The sequence below is a fragment of the Variovorax glacialis genome, assembly GCF_051216375.1.
Classification (GTDB): Bacteria; Pseudomonadota; Gammaproteobacteria; order Burkholderiales; family Burkholderiaceae_C; genus Variovorax.
The window spans coordinates 81,073-103,218 of the sequence record NZ_JBPJZT010000004.1; the positions used below are offsets into that span (position 1 = coordinate 81,073).

The window sequence follows — 22,146 nt, forward strand, 5'->3', positions numbered from 1 at the left end:
GAGCCGCCTTCGGGCGGTTTTTTGTCGTTTGAAGTAGCATTCGTCGATCGGCCGCACGTTCGGCCCCACAGGAGTCCCCTTAATGAGCGCCGTCGCAGACAACATCCAGACCCAGATGCCCGAGCCCATCGTCTTCACGGACAGCGCGGCAGCGAAGGTCGCCGACCTGATCGCCGAAGAAGGCAACCCCGATCTCAAGCTGCGCGTGTTCGTGCAGGGTGGCGGTTGCTCCGGCTTCCAGTACGGCTTCACCTTCGACGAGATCACGAACGAAGACGACACCACGATGACCAAGAACGGCGTGTCCCTGCTGATCGACGCCATGAGCTACCAGTACCTGGTCGGTGCCGAGATCGACTACAAGGAAGATCTGCAAGGCGCCCAGTTCGTCATCAAGAACCCCAACGCCACCAGCACCTGCGGCTGCGGATCGAGCTTCTCGGCCTGATGTGCCGAGGTTTTCCGCGCCAGTTCAAGAAGCCGCCTCCGGGCGGCTTTTTGCTGTCCGTCGTTTTCTGCCCTCATGACTTCTTCGGAATATCCACGCAAGAGCCTGCTTTGGCTGGTCGCCATCGGCTTCTTCATGCAGACGCTGGACGCGACGATCATCAACACGGCGCTGCCGGCGATGGCCGCGAGCCTGGGCGAAAGCCCTCTGCGGATGCAGTCGGTCGTGGTCGCCTATGCACTCACGATGGCGATGCTCATTCCCGCGTCCGGATGGATCGCCGATCGCTTTGGCACCCGACGCATCTTTTTCGCAGCGATCGTCCTCTTCGTGGCCGGCTCGGTGCTGTGCGCCCTGTCGCGCGGCATCGGGCAACTGGTGGCGGCGCGCGTCATCCAGGGGATGGGAGGAGCGCTGCTGCTGCCTGTCGGTCGCCTGGCGTTGCTGCGCACGGTGCCGCGTGCCGAATTCCTGGCGGCCATGAGCTTCGTTGCGATCCCTGGCTTGATCGGTCCATTGCTCGGCCCGACGCTCGGTGGCTGGCTGGTGCAGTACGCCTCGTGGCATTGGATTTTCCTGATCAACGTGCCCGTGGGCCTGATCGGGTGCTTCGCCACGCTGCGCGTGATGCCCGACATCCGCGCGGAACTGGTGCATCGTTTCGACGGCGTCGGCTATGCCTTGCTGGCCTTCGGCATGGTGTCGATTTCGCTGGCGATAGACGGTGTGTCGGGGCTGGGGTTGCGCCAGGTCGGTGTGCTCGTGCTGCTGGTTTTCGGGTTCGCAAGCATCACGGCCTATTGGCTGCACGCGGTGCGTCGACCCCATCCGCTCTTCGAGCCCGCGCTGTTCGGCATACCGACGTTGAGCATCGGCTTACTGGGCAATCTGTTCTCGCGCCTCGGAAGCGGGTGCATGCCGTTCCTGATTCCGCTGCTGCTTCAGGTTTCGATGGGCTATTCGCCGTTGAATGCCGGCCTGATGATGCTGCCGATCGCGCTGGCCGGCATGGCGATGAAGCGCTTCGCGACGCCATTGATCACGCGCTACGGCTACCGACGCGTCCTTGTCGTCAACACCGCCCTGGTCGGGCTGACCATGGCGAGCTTCGGACTGACGGCTCCCCACCAGCCCATCGTGCTGCACCTTGTCCAGTTGCTCAGCTTCGGTGCGGTCAATTCGCTTCAGTTCACCGCCATGAACACCATCACCTTGAAGGATCTGGACGGCGGCATGGCGAGTGCGGGCAACAGCCTCCTGTCGATGGTGCAGATGCTGGCCATGAGCCTGGGCGTGGCCGCGGCGAGCGCGGTACTGGGCGGCTACACCGGGATCTTCGGCAGCGACACGCCGCTCGAGGTGCTGCACGCGTTCGAGGCGACCTTTGCGAGCATGGGGCTGATTACGCTCGCCTCCGCGTTGATCTTCTGGCATTTGCCGCCGGAGGCCCGTGCGGTGCAGCCAGCGCAGCCAGAGGTGTCCGGCCAAGGCTGAAAGGCGGCCGACGAGGTCGATCAGGCCGGATAGATCGCGCCAAGGACGCGCGCGCCGCGTGCGCCGGTCACGCTGGCGAGGTTGCCCGGCTGGCCGCGCATCGTGCTGCGCGCCAGCCAGGCGAAGGCCGCAGCCTCGACCTCCTGCGGCGGCAAGCCGCGTTCGGCGGAAGAGACAATCTCCATGGCGGGCAGAAGCGCCTGCAGACGCGACAGGAGATGCTGGTTGAGGGCGCCACCACCGCAGACGATCAACAACTGGCTGTCCGGTCCATGGCGCTTCAGGTGCATGGCGCAGGCATGCGCCGTGAGGTCCGTCAAAGTCGCCTGGACATCCGCGGGATCGGCATCGGTCGTTCCCAGGTGGGCCGCCAACCAGTTTGGATTGAAGTGGTCGCGGCCCGTGCTCTTGGGAGGCGCCTTGGCGAAGTAGGCATCGTCGAGGAGTCTCGACAGCAGATCGGGTAGCACCCGACCGCTGGCCGCCCATTGGCCGCCCGCGTCGAACGGCTGGCCAATGTGCGCCTGGCACCAATGGTCGATCAACGCGTTGCCCGGTCCGCAATCGAAGCCCAGCACCGTGCCACTTCCGGCCGGCAGCAGGCTGAGGTTGGAGATGCCGCCCAAATTCAGAACGGCAACCGCCTGATCGTCCCGCGCGAAGAGTGCGCGATGAAAACCCGGCACGAGCGGCGCGCCCTGGCCGCCCGCAGCGAGGTCGCGACTGCGGAAGTCCGCAACCACCGGGATACCGGTCAACTCGGCCAGCAGGGAAGGGTTGTTGATCTGCAGGGTGTACCCGACGTCGTCGAATTCACCCGGCCGATGCCGGACGGTCTGCCCGTGCGCGCCGATGGCCGTCACGGAACTGGCCGTGACGCTGGCGTCAGCCAGCAATTGCTGCACCACGCGGGCATAGACACGGGCCAATCCGTTACCGGCCAGGGCTGCGCGATGCAACTCGTTGTCGCCGCCGGGTGTGTTGAGCGCCATCAACTCCGCACGCAGACTGACCGGAAAAGGAGCTGCGGCGAAACCCTGCACTGCGATGCGGCCGTCCGAAAAGTCGGCCAGCACCCCGTCGGCGCCATCCAGTGAAGTCCCCGACATGAGGCCGATGAAGAGTTCAGCCATGGTTCCGGAAGGGTAATTCAATCGGGCCGCTACTGTCGGCCCGCCGGTCAATCCGCGCTGGCTTGTGCCACAGAGAAAGCGGCCGACAGCTCGGTGCGTGTGGCGAGCGCAAGTCGCTCGAACGCAGGGCGCGATGCCGTGGTGATCGAACCGCCGCCTTCCTGCTGCGCGATCGTGGACGGGTCCTGGTATTCGCCGTTCACGCGGAATTCGAAGTGAAGGTGAGGACCGGTGGCCCAGCCCGTCGAGCCGACAGCCCCCAGCGTTTGGCTCTGGCTGATGCTCTGGCCGACCTTGACGTCGACCCGGCTCAGGTGCGCGTAAGCCGTTTCCTGGTTGTTGCGGTGCTTCAGGACAACGATGTTGCCGTAGCCGTTCTGCGTGCCGGCGAATTCCACCGTGCCGTCGCCTACGGCCCGGACCGGCGTGCCGCTGGGCGCCGCGAAGTCGATGCCGTGATGCTGGCGCCAGCTGTTGAGAATCGGATGAAGACGCATCGCGAAGCCGCTCGACACACGCGTGAATTCCACGGGCGAGCTCAGGTACGCGCGGCGCAGGCTGTCGCCGTTGGGGCGGTAGTAGCCGCCCTTCTGGCCGGGCTCCTGGAACCACAGCGCCTGGTACAGCTTGCCGTTGCTCTCGAATTCAGCCGACAGCACCCGACCGTTGCGAAGCGTCTGGCCGTCCGCGTCGAAGGTCTCGTACACGACTGCGAAGCGGTCGCCCTTGCGAAGCGAGCGGAAATCCACGTCACTTGAAAAGACATCGGCCAACTGGCTTGCCACGGAATCGGGGATACCCGCGTCATCCGTCGCCGCAAAGAGCGAGGTGCGCACGACACCGCTCGCAAGGCGGGTGCCGGGCGTCAGTGCATCGGATTCGGTACGGGCACGGAAACCGCCGCCGGCCTTCTCGACCACCAGGCGCTTGAAGGCGCCATCGCCGTCGGGGATCCAGCGGGCGCTGAGCTTTTGCAGTGTGTTTTCCTGCGTGGCTTCAGCGGTGACCGTACGGCCGGGGCGGCTCAGCAGAGCGTTGCGGGCCTCGGGGTTGCCGCGCACGAAGGCGGCGGCTGCCGGGTCGGCAATGCCGAGACGCTGCAAGAGCGCTTCGGCCGTATCGCTCGAACGGGTGGTCTCGTTGCGGAAGAGGGTGAAAGTGTGGGTGTCCAGGGCCTCGACCTGCTCGGCAAATGACAGCGGAGTGACCGCTTCGAAAACTTGCTTGACAGGGATGTCTGCCGCATCCGGGCCCAGCGAGGCGACCGCGAAGGCACCGCCACCCGCGGACAGCAGCAACGCGGCGATCGCAGCCGTGATCTGCTTCGGATACGTCCGGAATGTGTGAGCCACGCGCGAAGCAATCAGCTCCTCGGCGGCCAGAATGCCGTTGATCAAAACGTCGAAATTCCAACTCAGGTTCTGCAAATCCGTGCTGCGAAGACCGTGTCGAACGGGCGGCAGGACGGTGCGGGCATACAGCGCCGCTTAGAATCCGGCGCTTGAAAAGTCGGGCTGAGTATAGCTTCGGCTATAGGAAAAACTGCCCAAAAGCCCAATGAATGCCGAGTTTGTTACATCCGCAAGTCTGTCCGAAGGTGTAGGACGAGCCCTCGAAATTTCACTCCGTGGAACTGACGAGTTGCTCCCCCAGGAGGAATGGGTGCGCAAGCTTCAGCGGTCCGAAGCGACCGGAACCCCGCTGCGGATCAAGCTGGGCCTCGATCCGACCGCGCCGGACATCCACATCGGCCACACGGTGGTGCTCAACAAGATGCGCCAATTGCAGGATCTCGGGCACACCGTGATCTTCCTGATCGGCGACTTCACCACCACCATCGGCGACCCGTCGGGCAGAAACAGCACGCGGCCGCCCTTGACGCGCGAGCAGATCGAGGCGAACGCCCAGACCTACTACCGACAGGCCAGCCTGGTGCTCGACCCTTCGAAGACCGAGATCCGATACAACTCCGAATGGAGCGACCCCCTGGGTGCCCGCGGAATGATCCAGCTGGCGGCCAAGTACACCGTGGCGCGGATGATGGAGCGCGACGACTTCAGCAAGCGATTCAAGGCAGGCCAGTCCATTTCGGTGCATGAATTCTTGTATCCGCTGATGCAGGGCTACGACTCGGTCGCCCTCAAGTCGGATCTCGAACTCGGCGGCACGGACCAGAAATTCAATCTTCTGGTCGGTCGTCACCTGCAGCAGGAATATGGCCAGGAGCCGCAGTGCATACTCACTATGCCGCTCCTGGAAGGGCTCGATGGCGTCGAAAAGATGTCGAAGAGCAAAAACAACTACATCGGCATCAGCGAAGAGCCCAACACCATGTTCGCCAAGGTGCTGTCCATCTCCGACACCCTGATGTGGCGCTGGTACACCCTCTTGAGCTTCAAGTCGCTGGCCGAGATCGCTGCGCTGAAGGCCGAGATCGAAGCCGGCCGCAACCCGAAAGATGCCAAGGTCGCCCTGGCCAAGGAAATCACCGCTCGCTTCCACAGCCCCGCCGCGGCCGAAGCCGCCGAGCAGGACTTCATCAACCGAAGCAAGGGCGGCGTCCCGGACGAAATCCCCGAGGTCTCCCTCACCGGTGCGCCCCTCGGCATCGCCCAACTCCTCAAACAGGCCGGATTGGCCCCTTCGACCTCCGAAGGCAACCGCCTGATCGACGGCGGCGGCGTCCGCGTCGACTCCACCGTCATCAGCGACAAGGCCCTCAAGCTCCCCGCAGGCAGCTACGTCGTCCAGGTAGGCAAACGCAAGTTCGCCCGCGTGACACTGACCTGACCCAACCCGCCGGCGTCGCTCCCGGCAGGGGCAGGCGAAGCGACACGAAGGCAGAAGCCAGGGGGCGAGCCCAGAAACACCGTGGAACTGGCTCTGCCAGGCCACCGGTGTTGCCCCCGGCAGGGGGTAGGCGAAGCGACACGAAGTGCGCGCAGCCTGGGGGCGAGCAACCCCTACCTGACCTCGATCGTCACCCGCCGATTCCGCGGCTCGTCGACTTCGTCGGCGGTCTGAACCGCCAGTTCGCGTTCGCCGCGGCCGACCGCTTCGACCCGCGCCGCCGGAAAGTTGCGCTCCACGAAGAGCAGGCGAACCTGCAAGGCACGGTTGCGCGAAAGCTCATCGTTGCGCGCGCTCGCGCCGACGGTGTCGGTATGCCCCGTCACCACGATCTCGCCGCCCGTACGAGCGCGGGCAGCGACCAGGGCCTCGGTCATCGCCGCCTGCGAGGCCGTCGTGAGGACGGTACCGCCCGCCTCGAAGTACACCGTAAAGCGTTGGGGCGGAGGCGGCATCAACTCGAAGAGTGCCTTGTTGTCGGCCTTCACCCGTTCGGGATTGGCCTTGTCGACAACGGGCGCACCGCGTTTTCCGACATCGGCGGTGGCCCGCTCGAAAGGCTGGTCGAGCGTTTGCTCGCCGTCTTCCGTGCTCACGACCACTGCCGACGGCTTGCCGTCAGCCTGCGGCAGCAGCACGACACGCGTGCCGGGAGTGGAGCAGGCCGCCAGCAGCGCGATGGTGAGCAGGGCGATGAGAAGGGAGAAGCGACGAAGGTTCACGGCTGCCCATCCACCTCGACGATGAAATCCGTCCCGCGGATGCCGATCACCGCCGTCCGCGTTTCGACGCGCACGGCATCGGGATGCGTCTTGCCGATCAAGCCGGTGATCATGCGCAGCGAGCCTTTCAGCAGCGACACCAGCATCCCGCCTTCCTGGGTGGTCGAGTCGAAATAGAACTGCTTGACGTCCAAGCGCGAAGACGGACCGACCACCATCGAAGTGCCGTCCCGGAGCACCACGCTCGCGGCCGAGTCGGTACCCGTCACGATGCGGTCGATGGGGGAGACCCGATCACCGGGTGCGGCGGGACGCGCTGCCCCATCCGAACTCAGCAACCGGACGTCGCCGCGCACGGACTTCATCGTTCCGGCCCGCTGTTCGCCGGAGACGTCGCCGGAAGCTGCCGTTTGGGCGAGCGCAGCGGTACTGGAAAAGATGAGCCCGGTCAGGGCAATGGCAATACGCTTGTTCACGAATGCTTCCGAAAATGCCGGCCGATGGTACGCGAGAGGGAGATTCCTGCCGACCGTGCCAGATAATTCGCGACAATTTTCCCGTCTGCTGGCAATCGTCTCCGCTCCTATCATCGTCCTTTGAACCTCGCTGCACTGAGCCCCAAGCAACTGCTCCGCGTCTCCATCGCGGTCGCGCTCATCACCATCGTGCTCAAGGGCGCGGCCGGGTATGTCACCAACTCCATGGGCCTGATCTCGGACGCGATGGAGTCGTTCGTGAATCTGGCGAGTGCGACCTTCGCGTTGGCGATGGTCACTATCGCGGCGAGACCGGCCGATGAAGACCATCCCTACGGTCATCACAAGGCCGAGTATTTCTCGTCGGGTTTCGAAGGCATCCTGATCATTGGCGCGGCCATCGCCATCATGTGGGTGGCGATCCTGAGACTGCTGTCGCCGCAGCCGCTCGAGCAACTCGGCTGGGGCCTGGCGCTGTCCGTACTGAGTTCGGGCTTCAACGGAGCGCTGGCCTTCGTGCTGTTCCGGGCGGCGCGCACCCACCGTTCCATCGCACTCGAAGCCGACGCGCGCCATCTGGTGACAGACGTCTGGACTTCCGCGGCCGTCGTGGTCGGCATCGTGGCGGTCAGCGCGACCGGGTGGCTGTGGCTCGACCCGCTGCTTGCCATCGGGGTGGCGCTCAACATCGTGCGCGAAGGCGTGAAGCTGGTCTGGCGCTCGTCACAGGGCCTGATGGACGAGGCCCTCGATCCCGAATCCCTGGCGCAACTGGATGCGACGCTGAAGCGCTTCGCCGCCAGCGTGCCTGAAGGCGCGCAGCTCCGATTCGACGACATCGTCACCCGCCGCGCCGGCCAGCGGCGGTTCGCCGACCTCCACATGCACGTCCCCGGCTCCTGGTCGCTCGAACGCGCAGCCGCTTTGCGCGATTCACTCGAGCAGGCGCTGATGGATGCGGTGCCCGGTCTGCTCGTGACCATCCAGTTGCTGCCCCTCGGCATGGAAGCGCGCGCGACGCAAAAGGAGCCCGTCGCATGAAGGCCGTCCTGCAGCGCGTCGCCAGCGCACGCGTCGACATTGCCGGACAGACGGTCGGCGCCATCGACGCGGGCCTGCTCGTGCTGCTCTGCGCCGAACATGGCGACAACGACGCACTCGCCGATCGCATGCTCGCGAAGATCCTGAAACTGCGGATCTTCTCGGACGACGCGGGCAAGATGAATCGCAGCGTCCAGGACATCGGCGGCGGCCTGCTGGTGGTCAGCCAGTTCACGCTCGCGGCCGACGTGAGCGGCGGCAACCGCCCCAGCTTCACCCAGGCCGCACCGCCCGAAGAAGGCCGACGGCTCTACGACTACTTCGTAACCCGTGCACGCATCGCGCATCCCATGGTGGCGACCGGTGAATTCGCGGCCGACATGCAGGTGCACCTGGTGAACGACGGCCCCGTGACCATTCCGCTCCAGATGTCGGCCTGAGTCCTGCGCTTCAGTAAGGGTTGCGAATCCCCAGCCCCGCGAGGATCTCGATCTCGCGCGCCTCCATGGCTTCCGCATCTTCCTCGCCCGTCTCGTGGTCCCAGCCCTGCGCGTGCAAGGTGCCATGGACCAGCAGGTGCGCGTAGTGCGCCGCCAACGTCTTGCGCTGCTCCTTGGCCTCCTTCGCCACCACGGGCGCGCAAAGCACCAGATCCGCCATCACGACCGGCGCCTGCGCATAGTCGAAGGTCAGCACATTCGTCGCATAGTCCTTCCCGCGAAACTCCCGATTGAGCCGCTGCCCTTCCTCGGCATCGACGATCCGCACGGTGAATTCCCCGTCCGCATCCAACGCGTGGCGAATCCATCTCGCCACACTGTGCCGAGGCAGCGCAACGCGGTGACGCTCCACCCCATTGAAGCGCGCGAACTGCAGCGACAGCGACAGTGCAGCCAGCGCCACCTCAGCCCCCCAATCCCAGGAATACCGCGGAACCGGCTCCGCCGGGCCGCCGGTATTGCCCCCGGTCAGGGGGTAGGCGGCCACACGAAGTGGGCAAGCCTGGGGGCGAGTTCACTGACACCCCCGGTAGGGGGTAGGCGAAGCGACACGAAGTGCGCGAAGACTGGGGGGGAGCCTAGTCATCGTGCTCTCTTGCGCGCGTTGTCATATGCATCGACGATGCGGGCCACCAACGGATGCCGCACCACGTCGGCGCTCGTGAAGTGCGTGATCGCGATGCCGTTCACGCGCTTGAGCACCCGCTCCGCGTCGATGAGCCCGCTCAGCTGCGCCTTCGGCAGGTCGATCTGGCTCACGTCGCCGGTGACCACTGCCTTGGCGCCGAAGCCGATCCGCGTAAGGAACATCTTCATCTGCTCGGGCGTGGTGTTCTGCGCCTCGTCGAGGATCACGAAGGCATTGTTGAGCGTGCGGCCGCGCATGAAGGCGAGCGGCGCGATCTCGAGCGCATTGCGCTCGAACGCCTTCTGAACACGGTCGAAGCCCATCAGGTCGTAGAGCGCGTCGTACAGGGGCCGCAGATAGGGGTCGACCTTCTGCGTCAGGTCGCCGGGCAGGAAGCCCAGGCGTTCGCCAGCCTCAACCGCGGGACGGGTGAGCACGATGCGCTGCACGGCGCTGCGTTCGAGCGCATCGACCGCGCACGCCACGGCCAGGTAGGTCTTGCCCGTGCCCGCGGGGCCGATGCCCAGCGTGATGTCGTGGTTCGCGATGTTGTGCAGGTAGACGCTCTGGTTGGGCGTGCGGGCGCGCAAGTCGGCGCGCCGCGTGGCGAGCGTGATGGAACCGTCCTCGGCCTCCGTCATCGAGCCGTCGCCAGCGAGCGTCAGCTGGACGACGGCGGCGTCGATCGGCCGCTGGGCGATCTCGTAGAGCGCCTGCAGCACGTCCATGGCCCGCTCCGCATTGACCTTGGGCCCGTCGACCTTGAACTGCTCGTGCCGGTGCGCGATCTTGACGTTGAGGGCTTCCTCGATGCGGCGCAGGTTCGCGTCGAGCGGGCCGCAGAGGTGCCCCAGGCGCGTGTTGTTGGGCGGGGCGAAGGTGTGTCGCAGAATCACGCGGATTTCATTTTCAAGATCGAGAAGGGCACCCATGATAGGCAAACTCACCGGCATCCTGGCCGAACGCAATCCGCCGCAGGTGGTGGTGGACTGCAATGGCGTGGGCTACGAGGTCGACGTGCCGATGAGCACCTTCTACAACCTGCCGGGCGCGGGGGAGCGGGTTTCGCTGCTTACGCACTTCGTCGTCCGCGAGGATGCGCAGATTCTCTATGGCTTCGGCACCGCTGCGGAACGCGCGGCCTTTCGCCAGCTCATCAAGATCTCCGGGGTCGGTCCGCGCACCGCGCTGGGCGTGCTAAGCGGGATGAGCGTGAGCGAACTGGCGCAGGCGATCACGCTGCAGGAAGCCGGTCGACTGGTGAAGATTCCCGGCATCGGCAAGAAGACGGCGGAGCGCCTGCTGCTCGAACTCAAGGGGAAGCTCGGCGCCGAGATCGCGCTGCCTGCGCATGCAGCGAGCGATTCGCAGGCCGACATCCTGCAGGCGCTCGTCGCGCTGGGCTACAGCGACAGGGAGGCCGCGGCGGCGCTGAAGGCGCTGCCCAAGGACATCGCGGTGGGCGAAGGGATCAAGCTGGCGCTGCGGGCGCTGGCGAAATAGGCGCGGCGGGTCAGCGCCAGTCCTGCATCGCGAGCGCCATCGCGAACACGATGGTCTGCACGACCACGACGATGCCGTGCCACTGCATCGACTTGCGGGCCTCCGCAACCCGGTCGGCCAGCGGGCGAGACCCGTCGGCGCCGCGGGCCAGGCCGAGCTTTTCCAGGCCGTTCTCCAGTGCGGATGGCGAGGCGATCGCTCCTTGCACGAATCCTTCGAACTGCGAAGCGGCCACGCTCAGGCGCAGCGCCAGGTAGCGTTCGGGCAAGCCGATCAATCCGACCACCGCATAGGCGAACCAAGTGGCCGAAGGCAGCGAGCGCCCGGTCAGCGCGAGCACCAGGCCGGCAATGAACGCGAGGGCGAGGCCCCAGGCCGCGAGCGCGCCGCTGGCGCGCAGCAGGCCGGCGGTGGCGACGCACAGTGCGCGGTCGTTGTCGTTCATGAGGCGATCGGTCCTTTTCCGGTGGGGCATTCTGCCGCAGCACCGGCGCGAACAGGCTCTAAACTGCGCCCTCAGCCCATCGCCCCATGACCATCCAGACCGACGATTTCGCCCCGGCCCCGCAACGCGTGGTGTCCGCCGCGCCCGCATCGCCCAACGAAGAAGCCATCGAGCGCGCCTTGCGGCCCAAGCTGCTCGACGAGTACGTCGGCCAGGCCAAGGTGCGCGAGCAGCTCGAGATCTTCATCGGTGCGGCCCGGCATCGCGCCGAAGCGCTGGACCACGTGCTGCTCTTCGGCCCGCCGGGTCTGGGCAAGACCACGCTCTCGCACATCATTGCCGCCGAACTCGGCGTGAACCTACGCCAGACGTCCGGCCCGGTGCTCGAAAAGCCCAAGGATCTCGCGGCGCTGCTCACCAACCTGGAGCGCAACGACGTGCTCTTCATCGACGAGATCCATCGCCTCTCGCCCGTGGTCGAGGAAATCCTCTACCCCGCGCTGGAGGACTACCAGATCGACATCATGATCGGCGAGGGCCCCGCCGCGCGAAGCATCAAGCTCGACCTCCAGCCCTTCACGCTGGTCGGCGCGACCACGCGGGCGGGGATGCTGACCAATCCGCTGCGCGACCGCTTCGGCATCGTCGCGCGGCTCGAGTTCTATACGGCCGAGGAACTGGCGCGCATCGTCCGCCGCAGCGCCGGCCTGCTGGCCGTGCCGATGGACGATGAAGGCGGCCTGGAGATTGCCCGCCGCTCGCGCGGCACGCCCCGTATCGCCAACCGCCTGCTGCGGCGCGTGCGTGACTACGCACAGGTGAAGAGCGATGGCCGGATCACGGTCGACGTGGCGCACAGGGCCTTGGCGATGCTCGACGTCGACCCGCAAGGCTTCGACCTGATGGACCGCAAGCTGCTCGAAGCGGTCATCCATCGCTTCGACGGCGGGCCGGTCGGCCTGGACAACATCGCCGCCAGCATCGGGGAAGAGTCGGGCACCATCGAGGACGTGATCGAGCCCTATCTGATCCAGCAGGGCTACCTGCAGCGCACGCCGCGCGGGCGCATCGCAACGCTGGCCGCGTACAGGCACCTGGGAGTCGCACCGCCGCAGCGCGACGGCGACATGTTCGGCTGAGATCGCCCCGCGTCAGCGGGCTGGCGGTCGCACCTGGGCGGTGATGAACCACTGCGCGGCGTAGTAGCTGGCGAGTACCCACAGCGAAGCCACCGGCAACGGCACGACGAAGCGGTTGGTCGCCAGCAGGGCATCGCTCAGCATGAAGAGGCAGGCGCCGACAGCGACTTTCCGTGCCGACGAGTTCCCCACGACCGCGGCGCGTCCGAGCGCCTGGGCGGCCATGCAGGCGATCACGACGACGTAGATGCCCACCGGCACCCGCAGGCCTGAAGGCAGTCCGCCTGACCACAGGAACGCATACATCAGCGCGCCGATGGCAAGCGTTCCGGCGAGTGCGCGCCGACGCGGAAAAAGCCCGACGCCCGATGCAAGGAGTGCGATGTAGGCCAGGTGCGCCAGGAGGAAGCAGACCAGTCCCGGTACGAAGTACTGCGGCCACATCAGGAGCACATCACCGGCGAGCGAAGCCACGAGCCCCGCTATCAGCGGAAGGGCGAATCGGGCCGGTATGTCGTTCGCGCGCGTGCGCATCGCTGCAAAGGCGATGAGGAGAATCAGCGCGAGCGGCTTGAAGACGATGTGGACCTGGGTGATCCCCAGGGCGCCGCTCGCAGTGGCCAGCGCCGCGGCATCGACGAAGAGAACGTCGAGCACCGACAACCGGCCCTGAAGCACCGCCCCCGTCGCCCATAGCCCGGCGGTCAGCGCGCCGAGCCATGTCAGCGAAGAAGTGAACGGAAGCGTGTCCGAATACCAGAGAAAGGCCGTGGCCCCGCCCAGCAGCGCGATGAACTGCGCCGCCGCGAAAGCCTGCACCGCGCGCGAGGCGGGCGGGTCGTAGCGGCGTACCTGTTCGATGTCGAAAGGCGGCTTCGGGTCCAGCGCCGCGACGTCGGCCGGTCGCCAGCCCGGCGGGTTGAACCAGATGCGCAGCTTGTCCCGCCAACGGCGGGTGCGCCAGGAATCGCGCGCGAGCGACCAGTAGACCTCGGCGTTCGCCCACACCGGATCCCAGCTCTGGAGCGGGCTGCGCGTGCCGTACACGCAGCGCTCGTCCTCTTCCTTGAAGGTGCTGAAAACGCGGTCCCACACGATCAGCACGCCGCCGTAGTTGCGATCGACGTAGCGATCATTCACCGCGTGATGCACGCGGTGGTTCGACGGCGAGCAGAACCAGCGGTCGAACCAGCCCAGCTTGCCGACCTGCTCGGTGTGCACCCAGAACTGGTAGAGCAGGTCGATGAGCGCGACCACGCCGAAGACGAGGGGCGGCACGCCCGCCAGCGCCATCGGCAGATAGAAGATCCAGCCGAGCAGCACGCCGCTGGAGGTCTGGCGCAGCGCCGTGGACAGGTTGTAGTGCTGGCTCTGGTGATGCACGACGTGCGCAGCCCAAAGCACGGCGCTTTCGTGACCGTAGCGATGCAGCCAGTAGTAGCAGAAGTCATAGACGACCAGCGCCAGGACCCAGCCGTACCACTGCGTCCAGAAGTCATCGTTCCGAAACAAGGCAAAGGTGGACCAGATCGCCGTGTAGATGCCGATGCGCAGCAGACCGGTGATTCCCGCGCTGATCTGGCTCAGCATGCCGAGGCCGATGCTGTTGATCGTGTCGGGCAGGCGGTAGGTGTCATGCCCCGTTCCGCGCCGGGCGCGCAGCCGGCCCACGAAGAATTCGATCCCGATCAAAAGAAAGAAGACGGGTGTCGCGAGAACGATGATCTGGCCAGGTCGCATGCGCCGGATTTTCCGGTGCGCGACGCGCCGCATCGTCGCCGGCTTGTCATGGTTTGCCCGGAGAAGCCTGCCGTTGTCATCGGCAAGTCACGCACGTGCCATAGCCGCGTCACGCGTCGGCGCGATCGTGTCCGTCCATGCAACGCGACGACGCCTTTCTTCGCGCATGGCGCGATTCCGCCCCCCAACTTCCCGACGCGGAAGACGGGGACATGCTGCGCCCGCCGCAGAAATACCGAACCCTCTGGATCTCCGACCTGCACCTGGGCACGCCCGGGTGCCAGGCACATGCGCTGCTCGACTTCCTGAAGCACACGGAATGCGAGACGCTGTTCCTCGTCGGCGACATCATCGACGGCTGGCAGCTGCGCCGCCACTGGTACTGGCCGCAGGCGCACAACGACGTGATCCAGAAACTGCTGCGCAAGGCGCGCAAGGGCACGCGCGTGATCTTCATCCCGGGCAACCACGACGAGTTTGCGCGCAAGTATCTGCATCACAACTTCGGCGGCATCGACGTGGCGGAGGAATGGATTCACGAGACCGCGGACGGCCGCAAGCTCTGGATCATGCATGGCGATCTGTTCGACGGGGTCATCCAGTGCGCGAAGTGGCTGGCCCATGTGGGCGATTCGCTCTACGAGTTCACGCTCAAGCTGAACCGGCATCTCAACTCCCTGCGTGCGCGCATGGGGCTGCCCTACTGGTCGCTGTCCAAGTACCTGAAGCTGAAGGTCAAGCGAGCGGTCAGCTACGTGGGCGACTTCGAGAACGCGGTGGCGCGCGAGGCCCGCCGGCGCGGTGTGCAAGGCGTCGTGTGCGGCCACATCCACCATGCGGAGCTTCGCGACATCGACGGCATCCTCTACGCCAATGACGGCGACTGGGTCGAGAGTCTCACCGCGCTGGCCGAGCATGCGGACGGATCGCTCGAGATCCTGCACTGGGCGGAGCACATGCCGGTGGCTGCGCGCTCGGGGCATGTCGCACCGCGGCGAGAGCCGGCACACGCATGACGCGAGCCGAACTGCCCGCACTGCGTCCATCGGCCCGCACTGTCGATCTCGTCTACTTCAACGCCGGCGGCGGGCATCGCGCTTCCGCGCTGGCGCTCGAGGCGGCCATCCACAGGGCGGGCTTGCCATGGACCGTGCGGCTGGTCAACCTGCGCGAAGTGCTCGATCCGAAGGACAGCTTCCGCAAACTGACCGGCATGGATCCGGAGGATGTCTACAACAAGCGCCTGGCGCGCGGCTGGACGTTGGGCCTGACGCAGGAACTGAAGCTGCTGCAGGGCATGATCCGCTGGGGCCATGCGACATTGCTGCGTCAACTTCAGGCGCATTGGCTGGCGACCGAGCCCGACATGGTGGTCTCGCTGATCCCGAACTTCAACCGTGCGCTGTGCGAGGCGCTGGCTTCGACCTTGCCTGGCGTTCCCTACGTGACGCTGCTGACCGATCTCGCGGACCATCCGCCGAACTTCTGGATCGAGAAGGGCCTGGATCAGCACCTGGTCTGCGGTACGGCCAAGGCGGTCCAGCAGGCACGCGCGGCGGGCTACGCGGAGGCGCAGATTCATGCAAGTTCCGGCATGCTCATCCGTTCGGCATTCCATGACGCGAAGCCGATCGACCGCGCCGCAGGGCGCATCGCGATGGGGCTGGATCCCGATCGGCCGACCGGCATCGTGCTGTTCGGGGGGCAGGGCTCCAAGGCCATGCTCGACATCGCGAAGCGACTGCCGGACACCCAACTCATCCTCGCCTGCGGCCACAACGCGAAACTCGCCCGCGCACTGCGTGCCCTGCCGTCCACCGCGCCTCGGCGGGTGCTGGAGTTCACGCCCGACATCGCCCATCCCATGCAACTGGCGGATTTCTTCATCGGCAAGCCCGGTCCCGGAAGCCTGAGCGAGGCGGTACAGATGCATCTGCCGGTGATCGTCGTGCGCAACCGATGGACGCTGCCGCAGGAGCGGTACAACGCCCAATGGGTGCGGGAGCGCGGCGTCGGGCTGGTCTGCACCAGCTTCGCGAAAGTGGCGGAGGCAGTCGACGAACTGACCGCGCATTTGGGGCGCTACCGGGCCGCGACGCAAGCCATTCGCAACCAGGCGATCGACGAAGTGCCGCGCTTCCTTCGAGGCATCGTCGAAGATTCGTTTGCCGTATCCGAAGGCGTCCCACGGCCTGGAAATCTGCCCATCGAGGTCAGCGGGGTGGTCCCTTTTTGACTTAAACCCAACAAATAGAACTTAAAGGTTACAGACGAGTTACACTCGCGGCAGTTAGACGGTCCAGCAGGGCTGTCGAAAGCAAACTCCCGAGGAGCAACTGTGAAGAAATCATTCTTTTACGCGGCAACGGGCCTGTCGGTGATGCTGGCTTGTCTCGCGGGCTGCGACGGAAGTGGCAGGGAAGCCCCGGCGTCAGGGGCTGCGCAGACTTCTTCGTCCCCGGTCGTTGTCACTTGGCAACCGCCGAACAAGCCGGCTGAATTTCTCAGCGCCTGGCGCCCACCCAAGGAATAGAACGGAACAGAACCGCGGCCACGCGACCCGGCCTCGAAGCAAAAAAAAGCCTGCTATCACTGGGATAGCAGGCTTTCCTGTTTGGTGGCTCTTCACGGACTCGAACCGCGGACCTGTGGATTATGATTCCATCGCTCTAACCGACTGAGCTAAAGAGCCGAGCCCGAAATTATAGCGCGGCTCAAGGCCGTCTTTGAATTTCCATCCAAGTTTCGATGCGCAGGTCGTCCCCGCCTGCATCGGGCCCGGTCTCTGGCGGGGTGGGTCGGCTCTGAGGTAAAAACTGTCGATGCATGTGCCCACCGAGATTCCCGGTCTCTCCGACGACGATCAGGCAATGCTCGCCTATGTCGGCGGCGACACCAGCGCCTTCGAGTCGCTGTACTCGCGCAATGAGAGCGCGCTCTACCGTTTCGTGCGGCGACTCCTGGGCATCCGGTATGCAGCGGAAGTCGACGAAGTGTTCAAGGAAACCTGGGCCCGCATCATCAGCACGCGCGACACCTTCTCGCCGCAGGATGCAAGCTGGCGCACGTGGGCCTTCGCCATCGCGCACAGCCTGTCGATGGACAGGCTTCGCCTCAGCGGCCGCGAGGGCGCGTTCTATTCGCACGACGAAGACGGCGACGGACTCGACGCCGCGCTCATCTTCAGCCGGGGCCTGCTGAAGGAAGACGGTGCCGCCAACGACGACGTGGGCACGTCGGAGGAAGAACTCGCTTTCTGGCGCGCCGCGGGTCGCCGCCTGGTGGGTTGCCTCGACGAGTTGCCGATCGAACAGCGTGCTGCCTTCCTGCTGCATTACGAGGACGGCTTCACCGTGGACGTGCTGGCCGCCACGCTCGACGTCGGCGTCGAAACCGTCCAGACCAGACTGCGCCAGGGGCTGAAGAAACTGCGCGGGTGCATGGACCGCTACCTGTCGGCGCTGGAGCACGGCCTATGACCGCCACCGTGGACAAGGTCGACGAGCTGCGCGACGAACGACTGTGGCAGGCGCTCGAATACGCGCCGGACCAGAACGCCGCGCCCGATTGGCGGCTTCGCAAGGCGATCCTGAAGAAAGCGGGCGACGCCGTTGGCGCGGTCGATCCGTATGAGGCCGAGGCGGCACTGGAACTTGCGGCGCGACCATGGTGGCGTGGTGGCGCCTCGGAGGGCAAGCGTTCGCGCCTGCCGTGGGTGGCGCTGTTCGCCACGCTGCTCGTCGCCCTGTTGGTGACGATGCTCTGGCGCCGTGATCCTGTGATCGCCCCGCAGCGTGACGCCGAGCCGAAGGTGGCCGAGCCGGCGCCACAAGCGCCTCCGATACCGGGTCTGGCGGAACCGGGACCACCCTCCAACCAAGTGGCGTCGCGGACTGCGTCGTCGTCCCCATCGGCGCCTCCATCCGCCCCACCCTCGGTGGCGAAATCCGCGCCGCCGGCGCCGTCTCCATCGGTGCCGCCGTCGGCTTTGCTGCCATCGACTGCACTGCCGGAGCCACCGCCAATGCCCGTCGCCGCACCGAATCCACCTGTGGCATCCGCTGCGCCGGCGCCGTCGGTCAAATCGCAGCCGAAGACGCCTTCGCCCACCACGCCGCCGGCGTCAACGCCTAAACGTGAAGGCGCGGAGGCCACCGCGAAACCTGTCCCGCCCACCATTCCCGCCGTCCCACCGCAAGCTTCGACCGAGGTGGCGCGCGCCGTACCAACGCCTGCACCTGCACCGGCGCCCGCGCCTTCGCCCAACGTGCGCACAGAGGCCACCGAGCCACCCACGTTCTCGGCCCTCTCCCAATGGACCCGCATGACGATCGCCCGCCGGGGCGGAGAAACGCGCACCGTGCAACGCGAGGAAGCGCGCGATCTGAACGCGCTGCTGGGCTCGGCGGCCATCTCCGCCGTGGGATCGCAGCCGATGCGTGCGACGGCTGAATACCGCGTCACGCTCGAGCGCAACGGCAACGTGCTGGCGGTCTTCGAGGTGGCGCCCACTCAGGTGCGCTGGCGCGAAGGGAAGACGCCGCCCGCCACCGGGGTGCCGTCGGCGCCGGCACTCGCGGCCCTGCGCGAAGCGCTGCGAGACACCGTGCAGCAGGAGCCCGTGACGACGCCGACCTTTGCCCCGCCACGCAACCCCTAGCGCCGGTGGCGCCCGTGGCGCGTCGTTCTACTCGTGCTTGAAATCCGGGGTGCGCTTGCTCAGGAAGGCGTCCATGCCTTCCTTCTGGTCCGCGGTGGCAAAGAGCGCGTGGAAAAGCCGGCGCTCGAACATGACGCCGTCCGACAGCCCGCTCTCGAAGGCTCGATTGACCGATTCCTTCGCCGCCATCACCGAAATCTGCGAGAAGTTCGCGATGACCAGGGCCGCACCCAGCGACTCGTCGGCCAGCTTCTCATACGGCACGACGCGGCTCACCAGACCGGCGCGTTCGGCTTCGGCGGCGTCCATCATGCGGGCGGTCAGGACCATGTCCATCGCCTTCGACTTGCCGACCGCGCGCGGCAACCGTTGCGTGCCGCCGGCGCCGGGGATCACGCCGATCTTGATTTCGGGCTGGCCGAACTTGGCGTTGTCCGCCGCGATGATGAAGTCGCACATCATCGCGAGCTCGCAACCGCCGCCTAGCGCAAAGCCGCTGACGGCCGCGATCACCGGCTTGCGGATCTGGCGGATGGTTTCCCAGTTGCGGGTGATGAAGTCGCCCTTGTAGGCGTCGAGAAAGCTGTACCTGGCCATCGCCGCGATGTCGGCGCCGGCCGCAAAGGCGCGTTCGCTGCCGGTGACGATGATGCAGCCGATGGCCGGGTCGGCGTCGAAGGCCTTGAGGGCCTGGCCGAGTTCGGTCATCAGCGCGTCGTTGAGCGCGTTCAGCGCCTTGGGCCGGTGGAGCGTGACGATGCCGACCTTCTCGGCCTCGACGCGAACCTGGATGTTTTCATAGCTCATGCGGGTCTCCTTGAAACGATCAATCCGTGGGCCGGCTCCGCTACTGCGGATTCAACCATTTCGCCAGCTTCGCCGGATCCTGCGCAAAGAGGCGCCAGGTCGTCACCCCGGTGGGTAACGTGAGCGGCAGGCGTAGCAGGCGACGGTCACGCGCGACGAGCGCGACGGCCTTCTTCAGCGGGCCGAGGTAGAGCGCCAGATCGTCGAGCCGCGCGAGCCGCCAGCCCTGGGCCGGCCGGCCCTTCGCGGCGGGCAGTTCGATGCCGATCCATTCGTCGTTCGCCGAGAAGCCCGCCTGCTCGGCCGCGCCTCCGCGCAGCACCACCTTGACCTGCACGCTACCGTTGGTTTCGGCCACGCGCAGGCCGAGTTCCTGCGCGCGCTGCGCCGGGTCGTCGAGCGCGGCGACGCCGTGCGCGCGCAACAGATCGGACAACGGCAGTTCATCGGTCGAATGGACCCATCCGGCGATTTCCTTCGCGAACGATCGCCCCGAAACAGCTTCGAGCGCGCCCGCGAAGTCCGCCTCGTCGATGGGGCCGCCTTCGCTTTTCTTCCAGAGCAGTCGCATCACGTCGTCGAGCGAACCCTGGCCCTCGGAGCGCAGGGTGAGGTCGAAGCACATCGCGACGAGCGCGCCCTTGGTGTAGTAGCTCACCGTGGTGTTGGGTGTCTGCTCGTCCTGGCGGTAGTACTTGATCCACGCGTCGAAGCTCGCCTCCGCCACTGACTGCACGAGCCGGCCCGGCGTCTGCTGCACCTGGTTGATCGTCTTGTTGACGAGCTTGAGGTAGGTCGCGTCGTCGATGCGGCTGGCTCGGCGCAGCAGAAGGTCGTCGTAGTAGCTCGTGAACCCCTCGAACAGCCAGAGCAGGCGGGTGTAGTTCTCGCGCGCGTAGTCGTAGCGCGCGAACTCGGCGGGTCGCAGGCGCTTCACGTTCCAGGTGTGGAAGTACTCGTGGCTGATGAGGCCGAGCAGCGTGACGTAGCCGTCGGTCTGCTTTCGGGCGCCCATCTGGGGCAGGTCGCGGCGGGTGCAGATGAGCACGGTCGAGTGGCGATGCTCCAGCCCGCCGTAGCCGTCGTCCACGGCATTCAGCATGAACACGTAGCGGTCGTGCGGCGGCTTGGGGCCGTTGCGCTTGCCGACCTTGTCGCCATGCCAGAAGCGCATCTGCGCTTCGCAGATTGCCCGTGTGTCGGCGATCAGGCGTTCGCCGTCGAAGGAGGCGGGCACGCCGGCGATCACGAAGCGGTGCGGCACGCCGCAGGCTTCGAACTCCGCGCTCCAGAAGGCGCCCATTTCGACGGGACTGTCGGCCAACTCGTCGTAGTTGGCGGCGATGTAGGTGCCGAAACCCTGGCGGTCGACCTTCGCCGGCTTCAACGCCGTGGCGCACGACCAGCGGGCACCATCGGCCAGCGTCGGCGGCGCCGCCACTTCGATCGCGTGCGGCGCATCGACCTGGCCTTCGACCTGGAGGCAAAGGCTCGTGCCGTTGAAGAAGCCGCGATCGGCGTCCAGCCAGGCGGTCCGTACCGAGTTGTCGTACGCGCAGACCGCATAGCGCAGCACCAGCGGCTTGCCCGGCGTGCATTCGATCTGCCAGCTGCACTTGTCGAGTTGCTGCGCCGCCACCTTGCGACGGCCTTGCGTCGCCTGCAGGTCCTGGAGGTTTTTCGAGAACTCGCGCACCAGGTAGCTGCCCGGAATCCACACCGGCAGCGAAACACGCTGCAGCGCCGCCGGGGCGTCGATGGTCAGGGTGACGGCGAAGAGGTGTGCCTTGCGATCCGCGCACTCGACGCGGTAGTGGACGGCCGGCGCGGCCATCAACTGCGAGCAGCGAGTTGTTTTTCGACCTGCGCTGCCGGCAGCGCGCCCGGCGCGCGCGAACCGTCGCTGAAGATCAGCGTGGGCGTGCCGGTGATGTTGTACTTCTGGCCGAACTCGCGGTTGCGGGTGAGGGCGGTGGTGTCGCAGTCGCCCGCGTCAGGTGCGACGCCGCGCTGCATCCAGTCGTTCCACGCCTTGGCCTTGTCCTTGGCGCACCAGATGTTGCGTGCCTTGACGACCGAATCGGGGCCGAGCACCGGGTAGAGGAACATGTGGATGGTGATGTTGTCGACCTTCGTCATGTCGCGCTCGAACTGCTTGCAGTAGCCGCAGTTCGGATCGGCGAAGACGGCCAGCTGCCGCTTGCCGTTGCCGCGCACGATCGTGAAGGCGTCCTTGACGGGCAGCTTGTTGAAGGCGACCTCGCTGAGCTTCTCCACCCGCTCCTCGGTGAGGTTCCTGCGTTCCTTCACGTCGATCAGGTTGCCTTGCAGCAGGTAGTTGCCCTGTTCGTCCGTGTAGAAGATCTCGAAGCCGTTGACGCGCACTTCATAGAGGCCGGGTATCGGCGACTTGCTGATTTCGTCGATCTTCGCGAATTGCGGGATGCGCGCGGCCAGGTTCTTGCGGATGTCGGCTTCGCCGGCGCTCGCGTTCAGTGCGTAGCCCAGGGTGAGCGCGGTCAGCGCGGCAAAGAGGGGACGGGTGAGTTTGTTCATGGTG

The 22,146-nt window shown here is 66.1% G+C and carries 22 protein-coding genes and 1 tRNA gene; 11 read left to right on the forward strand and 12 right to left on the reverse strand.

Features of this window, described 5'->3' with window-relative positions:
• Nucleotides 1-82: 82 nt before the first annotated feature.
• Together erpA and mdtD are read left to right on the forward strand one after the other, a co-directional pair.
• Nucleotides 83-448: an iron-sulfur cluster insertion protein ErpA gene (gene erpA / locus ACSFBL_RS12005; RefSeq protein WP_435516013.1), complete on the forward strand. Its 366-nt coding sequence runs from the start codon at nucleotides 83-85 to the stop codon at nucleotides 446-448.
• A gap of 75 nt (nucleotides 449-523) precedes the next feature.
• Nucleotides 524-1,942 (forward strand): multidrug transporter subunit MdtD, encoded by a 1,419-nt coding sequence (gene mdtD, locus ACSFBL_RS12010; protein WP_435516014.1) that lies wholly within the window; start codon nucleotides 524-526, stop codon nucleotides 1,940-1,942.
• 20 nt (nucleotides 1,943-1,962) lie between these two features.
• Here the strand turns inward: mdtD and ACSFBL_RS12015 are convergent, their stop codons facing one another.
• Nucleotides 1,963-3,075 (reverse strand): anhydro-N-acetylmuramic acid kinase, encoded by a 1,113-nt coding sequence (locus ACSFBL_RS12015; RefSeq protein WP_435516015.1) that lies wholly within the window; start codon nucleotides 3,073-3,075, stop codon nucleotides 1,963-1,965.
• A 47-nt stretch (nucleotides 3,076-3,122) separates the two neighbouring features.
• Nucleotides 3,123-4,472, reverse strand: a complete 1,350-nt coding sequence (locus tag ACSFBL_RS12020) for a M23 family metallopeptidase (protein WP_435516016.1) — start codon at nucleotides 4,470-4,472, stop codon at nucleotides 3,123-3,125.
• Nucleotides 4,473-4,632: 160 nt separating this feature from the next.
• On the opposite strand from ACSFBL_RS12020, the gene tyrS reads away from it, so the two are divergent.
• Nucleotides 4,633-5,865 (forward strand): tyrosine--tRNA ligase, encoded by a 1,233-nt coding sequence (tyrS, locus tag ACSFBL_RS12025; protein WP_435516017.1) that lies wholly within the window; start codon nucleotides 4,633-4,635, stop codon nucleotides 5,863-5,865.
• Nucleotides 5,866-6,038: 173 nt separating this feature from the next.
• Here the strand turns inward: tyrS and ACSFBL_RS12030 are convergent, their stop codons facing one another.
• On the reverse strand, nucleotides 6,039-6,647 hold the full coding sequence (locus ACSFBL_RS12030) for an OmpA family protein (RefSeq protein ID WP_435516018.1): 609 nt from the start codon (nucleotides 6,645-6,647) through the stop codon (nucleotides 6,039-6,041).
• Complete coding sequence (locus tag ACSFBL_RS12035) at nucleotides 6,644-7,123, reverse strand: FecR family protein (RefSeq protein ID WP_435516019.1); 480 nt, start codon at nucleotides 7,121-7,123, stop codon at nucleotides 6,644-6,646. The genes ACSFBL_RS12030 and ACSFBL_RS12035 overlap by 4 nt, the downstream gene beginning before the upstream one ends.
• 120 nt (nucleotides 7,124-7,243) lie before the next feature.
• Between ACSFBL_RS12035 and ACSFBL_RS12040 the strand changes: the two genes are divergently transcribed.
• Together ACSFBL_RS12040 and dtd are read left to right on the forward strand one after the other, a co-directional pair.
• Nucleotides 7,244-8,164 carry a cation diffusion facilitator family transporter gene (locus ACSFBL_RS12040; protein WP_435516020.1) on the forward strand — a complete coding sequence of 307 codons (921 nt, stop codon included), beginning with the start codon at nucleotides 7,244-7,246 and terminating at the stop codon, nucleotides 8,162-8,164.
• Nucleotides 8,161-8,604 carry a D-aminoacyl-tRNA deacylase gene (gene dtd, locus ACSFBL_RS12045; protein ID WP_435516021.1) on the forward strand — a complete coding sequence of 148 codons (444 nt, stop codon included), beginning with the start codon at nucleotides 8,161-8,163 and terminating at the stop codon, nucleotides 8,602-8,604. The genes ACSFBL_RS12040 and dtd overlap by 4 nt, the downstream gene beginning before the upstream one ends.
• A gap of 10 nt (nucleotides 8,605-8,614) precedes the next feature.
• On the opposite strand, the gene ybeY is transcribed toward dtd, so the two are convergent.
• Together ybeY and ACSFBL_RS12055 are read right to left on the reverse strand one after the other, a co-directional pair.
• Nucleotides 8,615-9,067: an rRNA maturation RNase YbeY gene (ybeY, locus tag ACSFBL_RS12050; RefSeq protein ID WP_435516493.1), complete on the reverse strand. Its 453-nt coding sequence runs from the start codon at nucleotides 9,065-9,067 to the stop codon at nucleotides 8,615-8,617.
• Nucleotides 9,068-9,246: 179 nt separating this feature from the next.
• Entirely contained in the window at nucleotides 9,247-10,188 is a 942-nt protein-coding gene (locus ACSFBL_RS12055) for a PhoH family protein (protein ID WP_435516022.1), read from the reverse strand.
• Nucleotides 10,189-10,222: 34 nt separating this feature from the next.
• Between ACSFBL_RS12055 and ruvA the strand changes: the two genes are divergently transcribed.
• Nucleotides 10,223-10,795, forward strand: a complete 573-nt coding sequence (gene ruvA / locus ACSFBL_RS12060) for a Holliday junction branch migration protein RuvA (protein WP_435516023.1) — start codon at nucleotides 10,223-10,225, stop codon at nucleotides 10,793-10,795.
• A 10-nt stretch (nucleotides 10,796-10,805) separates the two neighbouring features.
• Here ruvA and ACSFBL_RS12065 read toward each other — a convergent pair whose 3' ends face one another.
• A complete protein-coding gene (locus ACSFBL_RS12065) occupies nucleotides 10,806-11,240 on the reverse strand; it encodes a hypothetical protein (RefSeq protein ID WP_435516024.1) in 435 nt (144 codons plus the stop codon).
• A gap of 86 nt (nucleotides 11,241-11,326) precedes the next feature.
• Between ACSFBL_RS12065 and ruvB the strand changes: the two genes are divergently transcribed.
• Entirely contained in the window at nucleotides 11,327-12,379 is a 1,053-nt protein-coding gene (gene ruvB / locus ACSFBL_RS12070; RefSeq protein ID WP_435516025.1) for a Holliday junction branch migration DNA helicase RuvB, read from the forward strand.
• A gap of 12 nt (nucleotides 12,380-12,391) precedes the next feature.
• Here ruvB and ACSFBL_RS12075 read toward each other — a convergent pair whose 3' ends face one another.
• Complete coding sequence (locus ACSFBL_RS12075) at nucleotides 12,392-14,119, reverse strand: lysoplasmalogenase family protein (RefSeq protein WP_435516026.1); 1,728 nt, start codon at nucleotides 14,117-14,119, stop codon at nucleotides 12,392-12,394.
• 137 nt (nucleotides 14,120-14,256) lie between these two features.
• Between ACSFBL_RS12075 and ACSFBL_RS12080 the strand changes: the two genes are divergently transcribed.
• Nucleotides 14,257-15,135 (forward strand): UDP-2,3-diacylglucosamine diphosphatase, encoded by an 879-nt coding sequence (locus ACSFBL_RS12080; RefSeq protein WP_435516027.1) that lies wholly within the window; start codon nucleotides 14,257-14,259, stop codon nucleotides 15,133-15,135.
• Nucleotides 15,132-16,355, forward strand: coding sequence for a glycosyltransferase (locus ACSFBL_RS12085; RefSeq protein WP_435516028.1), 1,224 nt, complete (start codon nucleotides 15,132-15,134; stop codon nucleotides 16,353-16,355). Before ACSFBL_RS12080 ends, ACSFBL_RS12085 begins: the two co-directional genes overlap by 4 nt.
• Before the next feature lie 379 nt (nucleotides 16,356-16,734).
• On the opposite strand, the gene ACSFBL_RS12090 is transcribed toward ACSFBL_RS12085, so the two are convergent.
• Nucleotides 16,735-16,811, reverse strand: a tRNA-Met gene (locus ACSFBL_RS12090).
• A 130-nt stretch (nucleotides 16,812-16,941) separates the two neighbouring features.
• Between ACSFBL_RS12090 and ACSFBL_RS12095 the strand changes: the two genes are divergently transcribed.
• Both ACSFBL_RS12095 and ACSFBL_RS12100 read left to right on the forward strand, forming a co-directional pair.
• Complete coding sequence (locus ACSFBL_RS12095; protein ID WP_435516029.1) at nucleotides 16,942-17,598, forward strand: sigma-70 family RNA polymerase sigma factor; 657 nt, start codon at nucleotides 16,942-16,944, stop codon at nucleotides 17,596-17,598.
• On the forward strand, nucleotides 17,595-18,779 hold the full coding sequence (locus tag ACSFBL_RS12100; protein WP_435516030.1) for a hypothetical protein: 1,185 nt from the start codon (nucleotides 17,595-17,597) through the stop codon (nucleotides 18,777-18,779). Before ACSFBL_RS12095 ends, ACSFBL_RS12100 begins: the two co-directional genes overlap by 4 nt.
• A 27-nt stretch (nucleotides 18,780-18,806) precedes the next feature.
• On the opposite strand, the gene ACSFBL_RS12105 is transcribed toward ACSFBL_RS12100, so the two are convergent.
• The 3 genes from ACSFBL_RS12105 to ACSFBL_RS12115 are packed head-to-tail and all read right to left on the reverse strand — an operon-like array spanning nucleotide 18,807 to nucleotide 22,142.
• On the reverse strand, nucleotides 18,807-19,586 hold the full coding sequence (locus ACSFBL_RS12105; protein WP_435516031.1) for an enoyl-CoA hydratase: 780 nt from the start codon (nucleotides 19,584-19,586) through the stop codon (nucleotides 18,807-18,809).
• 40 nt (nucleotides 19,587-19,626) lie between these two features.
• Nucleotides 19,627-21,420, reverse strand: a complete 1,794-nt coding sequence (locus ACSFBL_RS12110; RefSeq protein WP_435516032.1) for a M61 family metallopeptidase — start codon at nucleotides 21,418-21,420, stop codon at nucleotides 19,627-19,629.
• The gene (locus ACSFBL_RS12115) at nucleotides 21,420-22,142 is read right to left on the reverse strand and encodes a DsbC family protein (RefSeq protein WP_435516033.1); all 723 of its coding nucleotides are present in this window, start codon (nucleotides 22,140-22,142) and stop codon (nucleotides 21,420-21,422) included. Before ACSFBL_RS12115 ends, ACSFBL_RS12110 begins: the two co-directional genes overlap by 1 nt.
• Nucleotides 22,143-22,146: the final 4 nt, after the last annotated feature.

What these genes read in the sequence shown, in the direction of transcription:
- erpA (WP_435516013.1), top strand. Translation starts at nt 83, where the DNA reads ATGAGCGCCGTCGCAGACAACATCCAGACCCAGATGCCCGAGCCCATC.
- mdtD (WP_435516014.1), top strand. Translation starts at nt 524, where the DNA reads ATGACTTCTTCGGAATATCCACGCAAGAGCCTGCTTTGGCTGGTCGCC.
- ACSFBL_RS12015 (WP_435516015.1), bottom strand. Translation starts at nt 3,075, where the DNA reads ATGGCTGAACTCTTCATCGGCCTCATGTCGGGGACTTCACTGGATGGC.
- tyrS (WP_435516017.1), top strand. Translation starts at nt 4,633, where the DNA reads ATGAATGCCGAGTTTGTTACATCCGCAAGTCTGTCCGAAGGTGTAGGA.
- dtd (WP_435516021.1), top strand. Translation starts at nt 8,161, where the DNA reads ATGAAGGCCGTCCTGCAGCGCGTCGCCAGCGCACGCGTCGACATTGCC.
- ruvA (WP_435516023.1), top strand. Translation starts at nt 10,223, where the DNA reads ATGATAGGCAAACTCACCGGCATCCTGGCCGAACGCAATCCGCCGCAG.
- ACSFBL_RS12065 (WP_435516024.1), bottom strand. Translation starts at nt 11,240, where the DNA reads ATGAACGACAACGACCGCGCACTGTGCGTCGCCACCGCCGGCCTGCTG.
- ruvB (WP_435516025.1), top strand. Translation starts at nt 11,327, where the DNA reads ATGACCATCCAGACCGACGATTTCGCCCCGGCCCCGCAACGCGTGGTG.
- ACSFBL_RS12075 (WP_435516026.1), bottom strand. Translation starts at nt 14,119, where the DNA reads ATGCGACCTGGCCAGATCATCGTTCTCGCGACACCCGTCTTCTTTCTT.
- ACSFBL_RS12080 (WP_435516027.1), top strand. Translation starts at nt 14,257, where the DNA reads ATGCAACGCGACGACGCCTTTCTTCGCGCATGGCGCGATTCCGCCCCC.
- ACSFBL_RS12085 (WP_435516028.1), top strand. Translation starts at nt 15,132, where the DNA reads ATGACGCGAGCCGAACTGCCCGCACTGCGTCCATCGGCCCGCACTGTC.
- ACSFBL_RS12095 (WP_435516029.1), top strand. Translation starts at nt 16,942, where the DNA reads ATGCATGTGCCCACCGAGATTCCCGGTCTCTCCGACGACGATCAGGCA.
- ACSFBL_RS12100 (WP_435516030.1), top strand. Translation starts at nt 17,595, where the DNA reads ATGACCGCCACCGTGGACAAGGTCGACGAGCTGCGCGACGAACGACTG.
- ACSFBL_RS12105 (WP_435516031.1), bottom strand. Translation starts at nt 19,586, where the DNA reads ATGAGCTATGAAAACATCCAGGTTCGCGTCGAGGCCGAGAAGGTCGGC.
- ACSFBL_RS12110 (WP_435516032.1), bottom strand. Translation starts at nt 21,420, where the DNA reads ATGGCCGCGCCGGCCGTCCACTACCGCGTCGAGTGCGCGGATCGCAAG.
- ACSFBL_RS12115 (WP_435516033.1), bottom strand. Translation starts at nt 22,142, where the DNA reads ATGAACAAACTCACCCGTCCCCTCTTTGCCGCGCTGACCGCGCTCACC.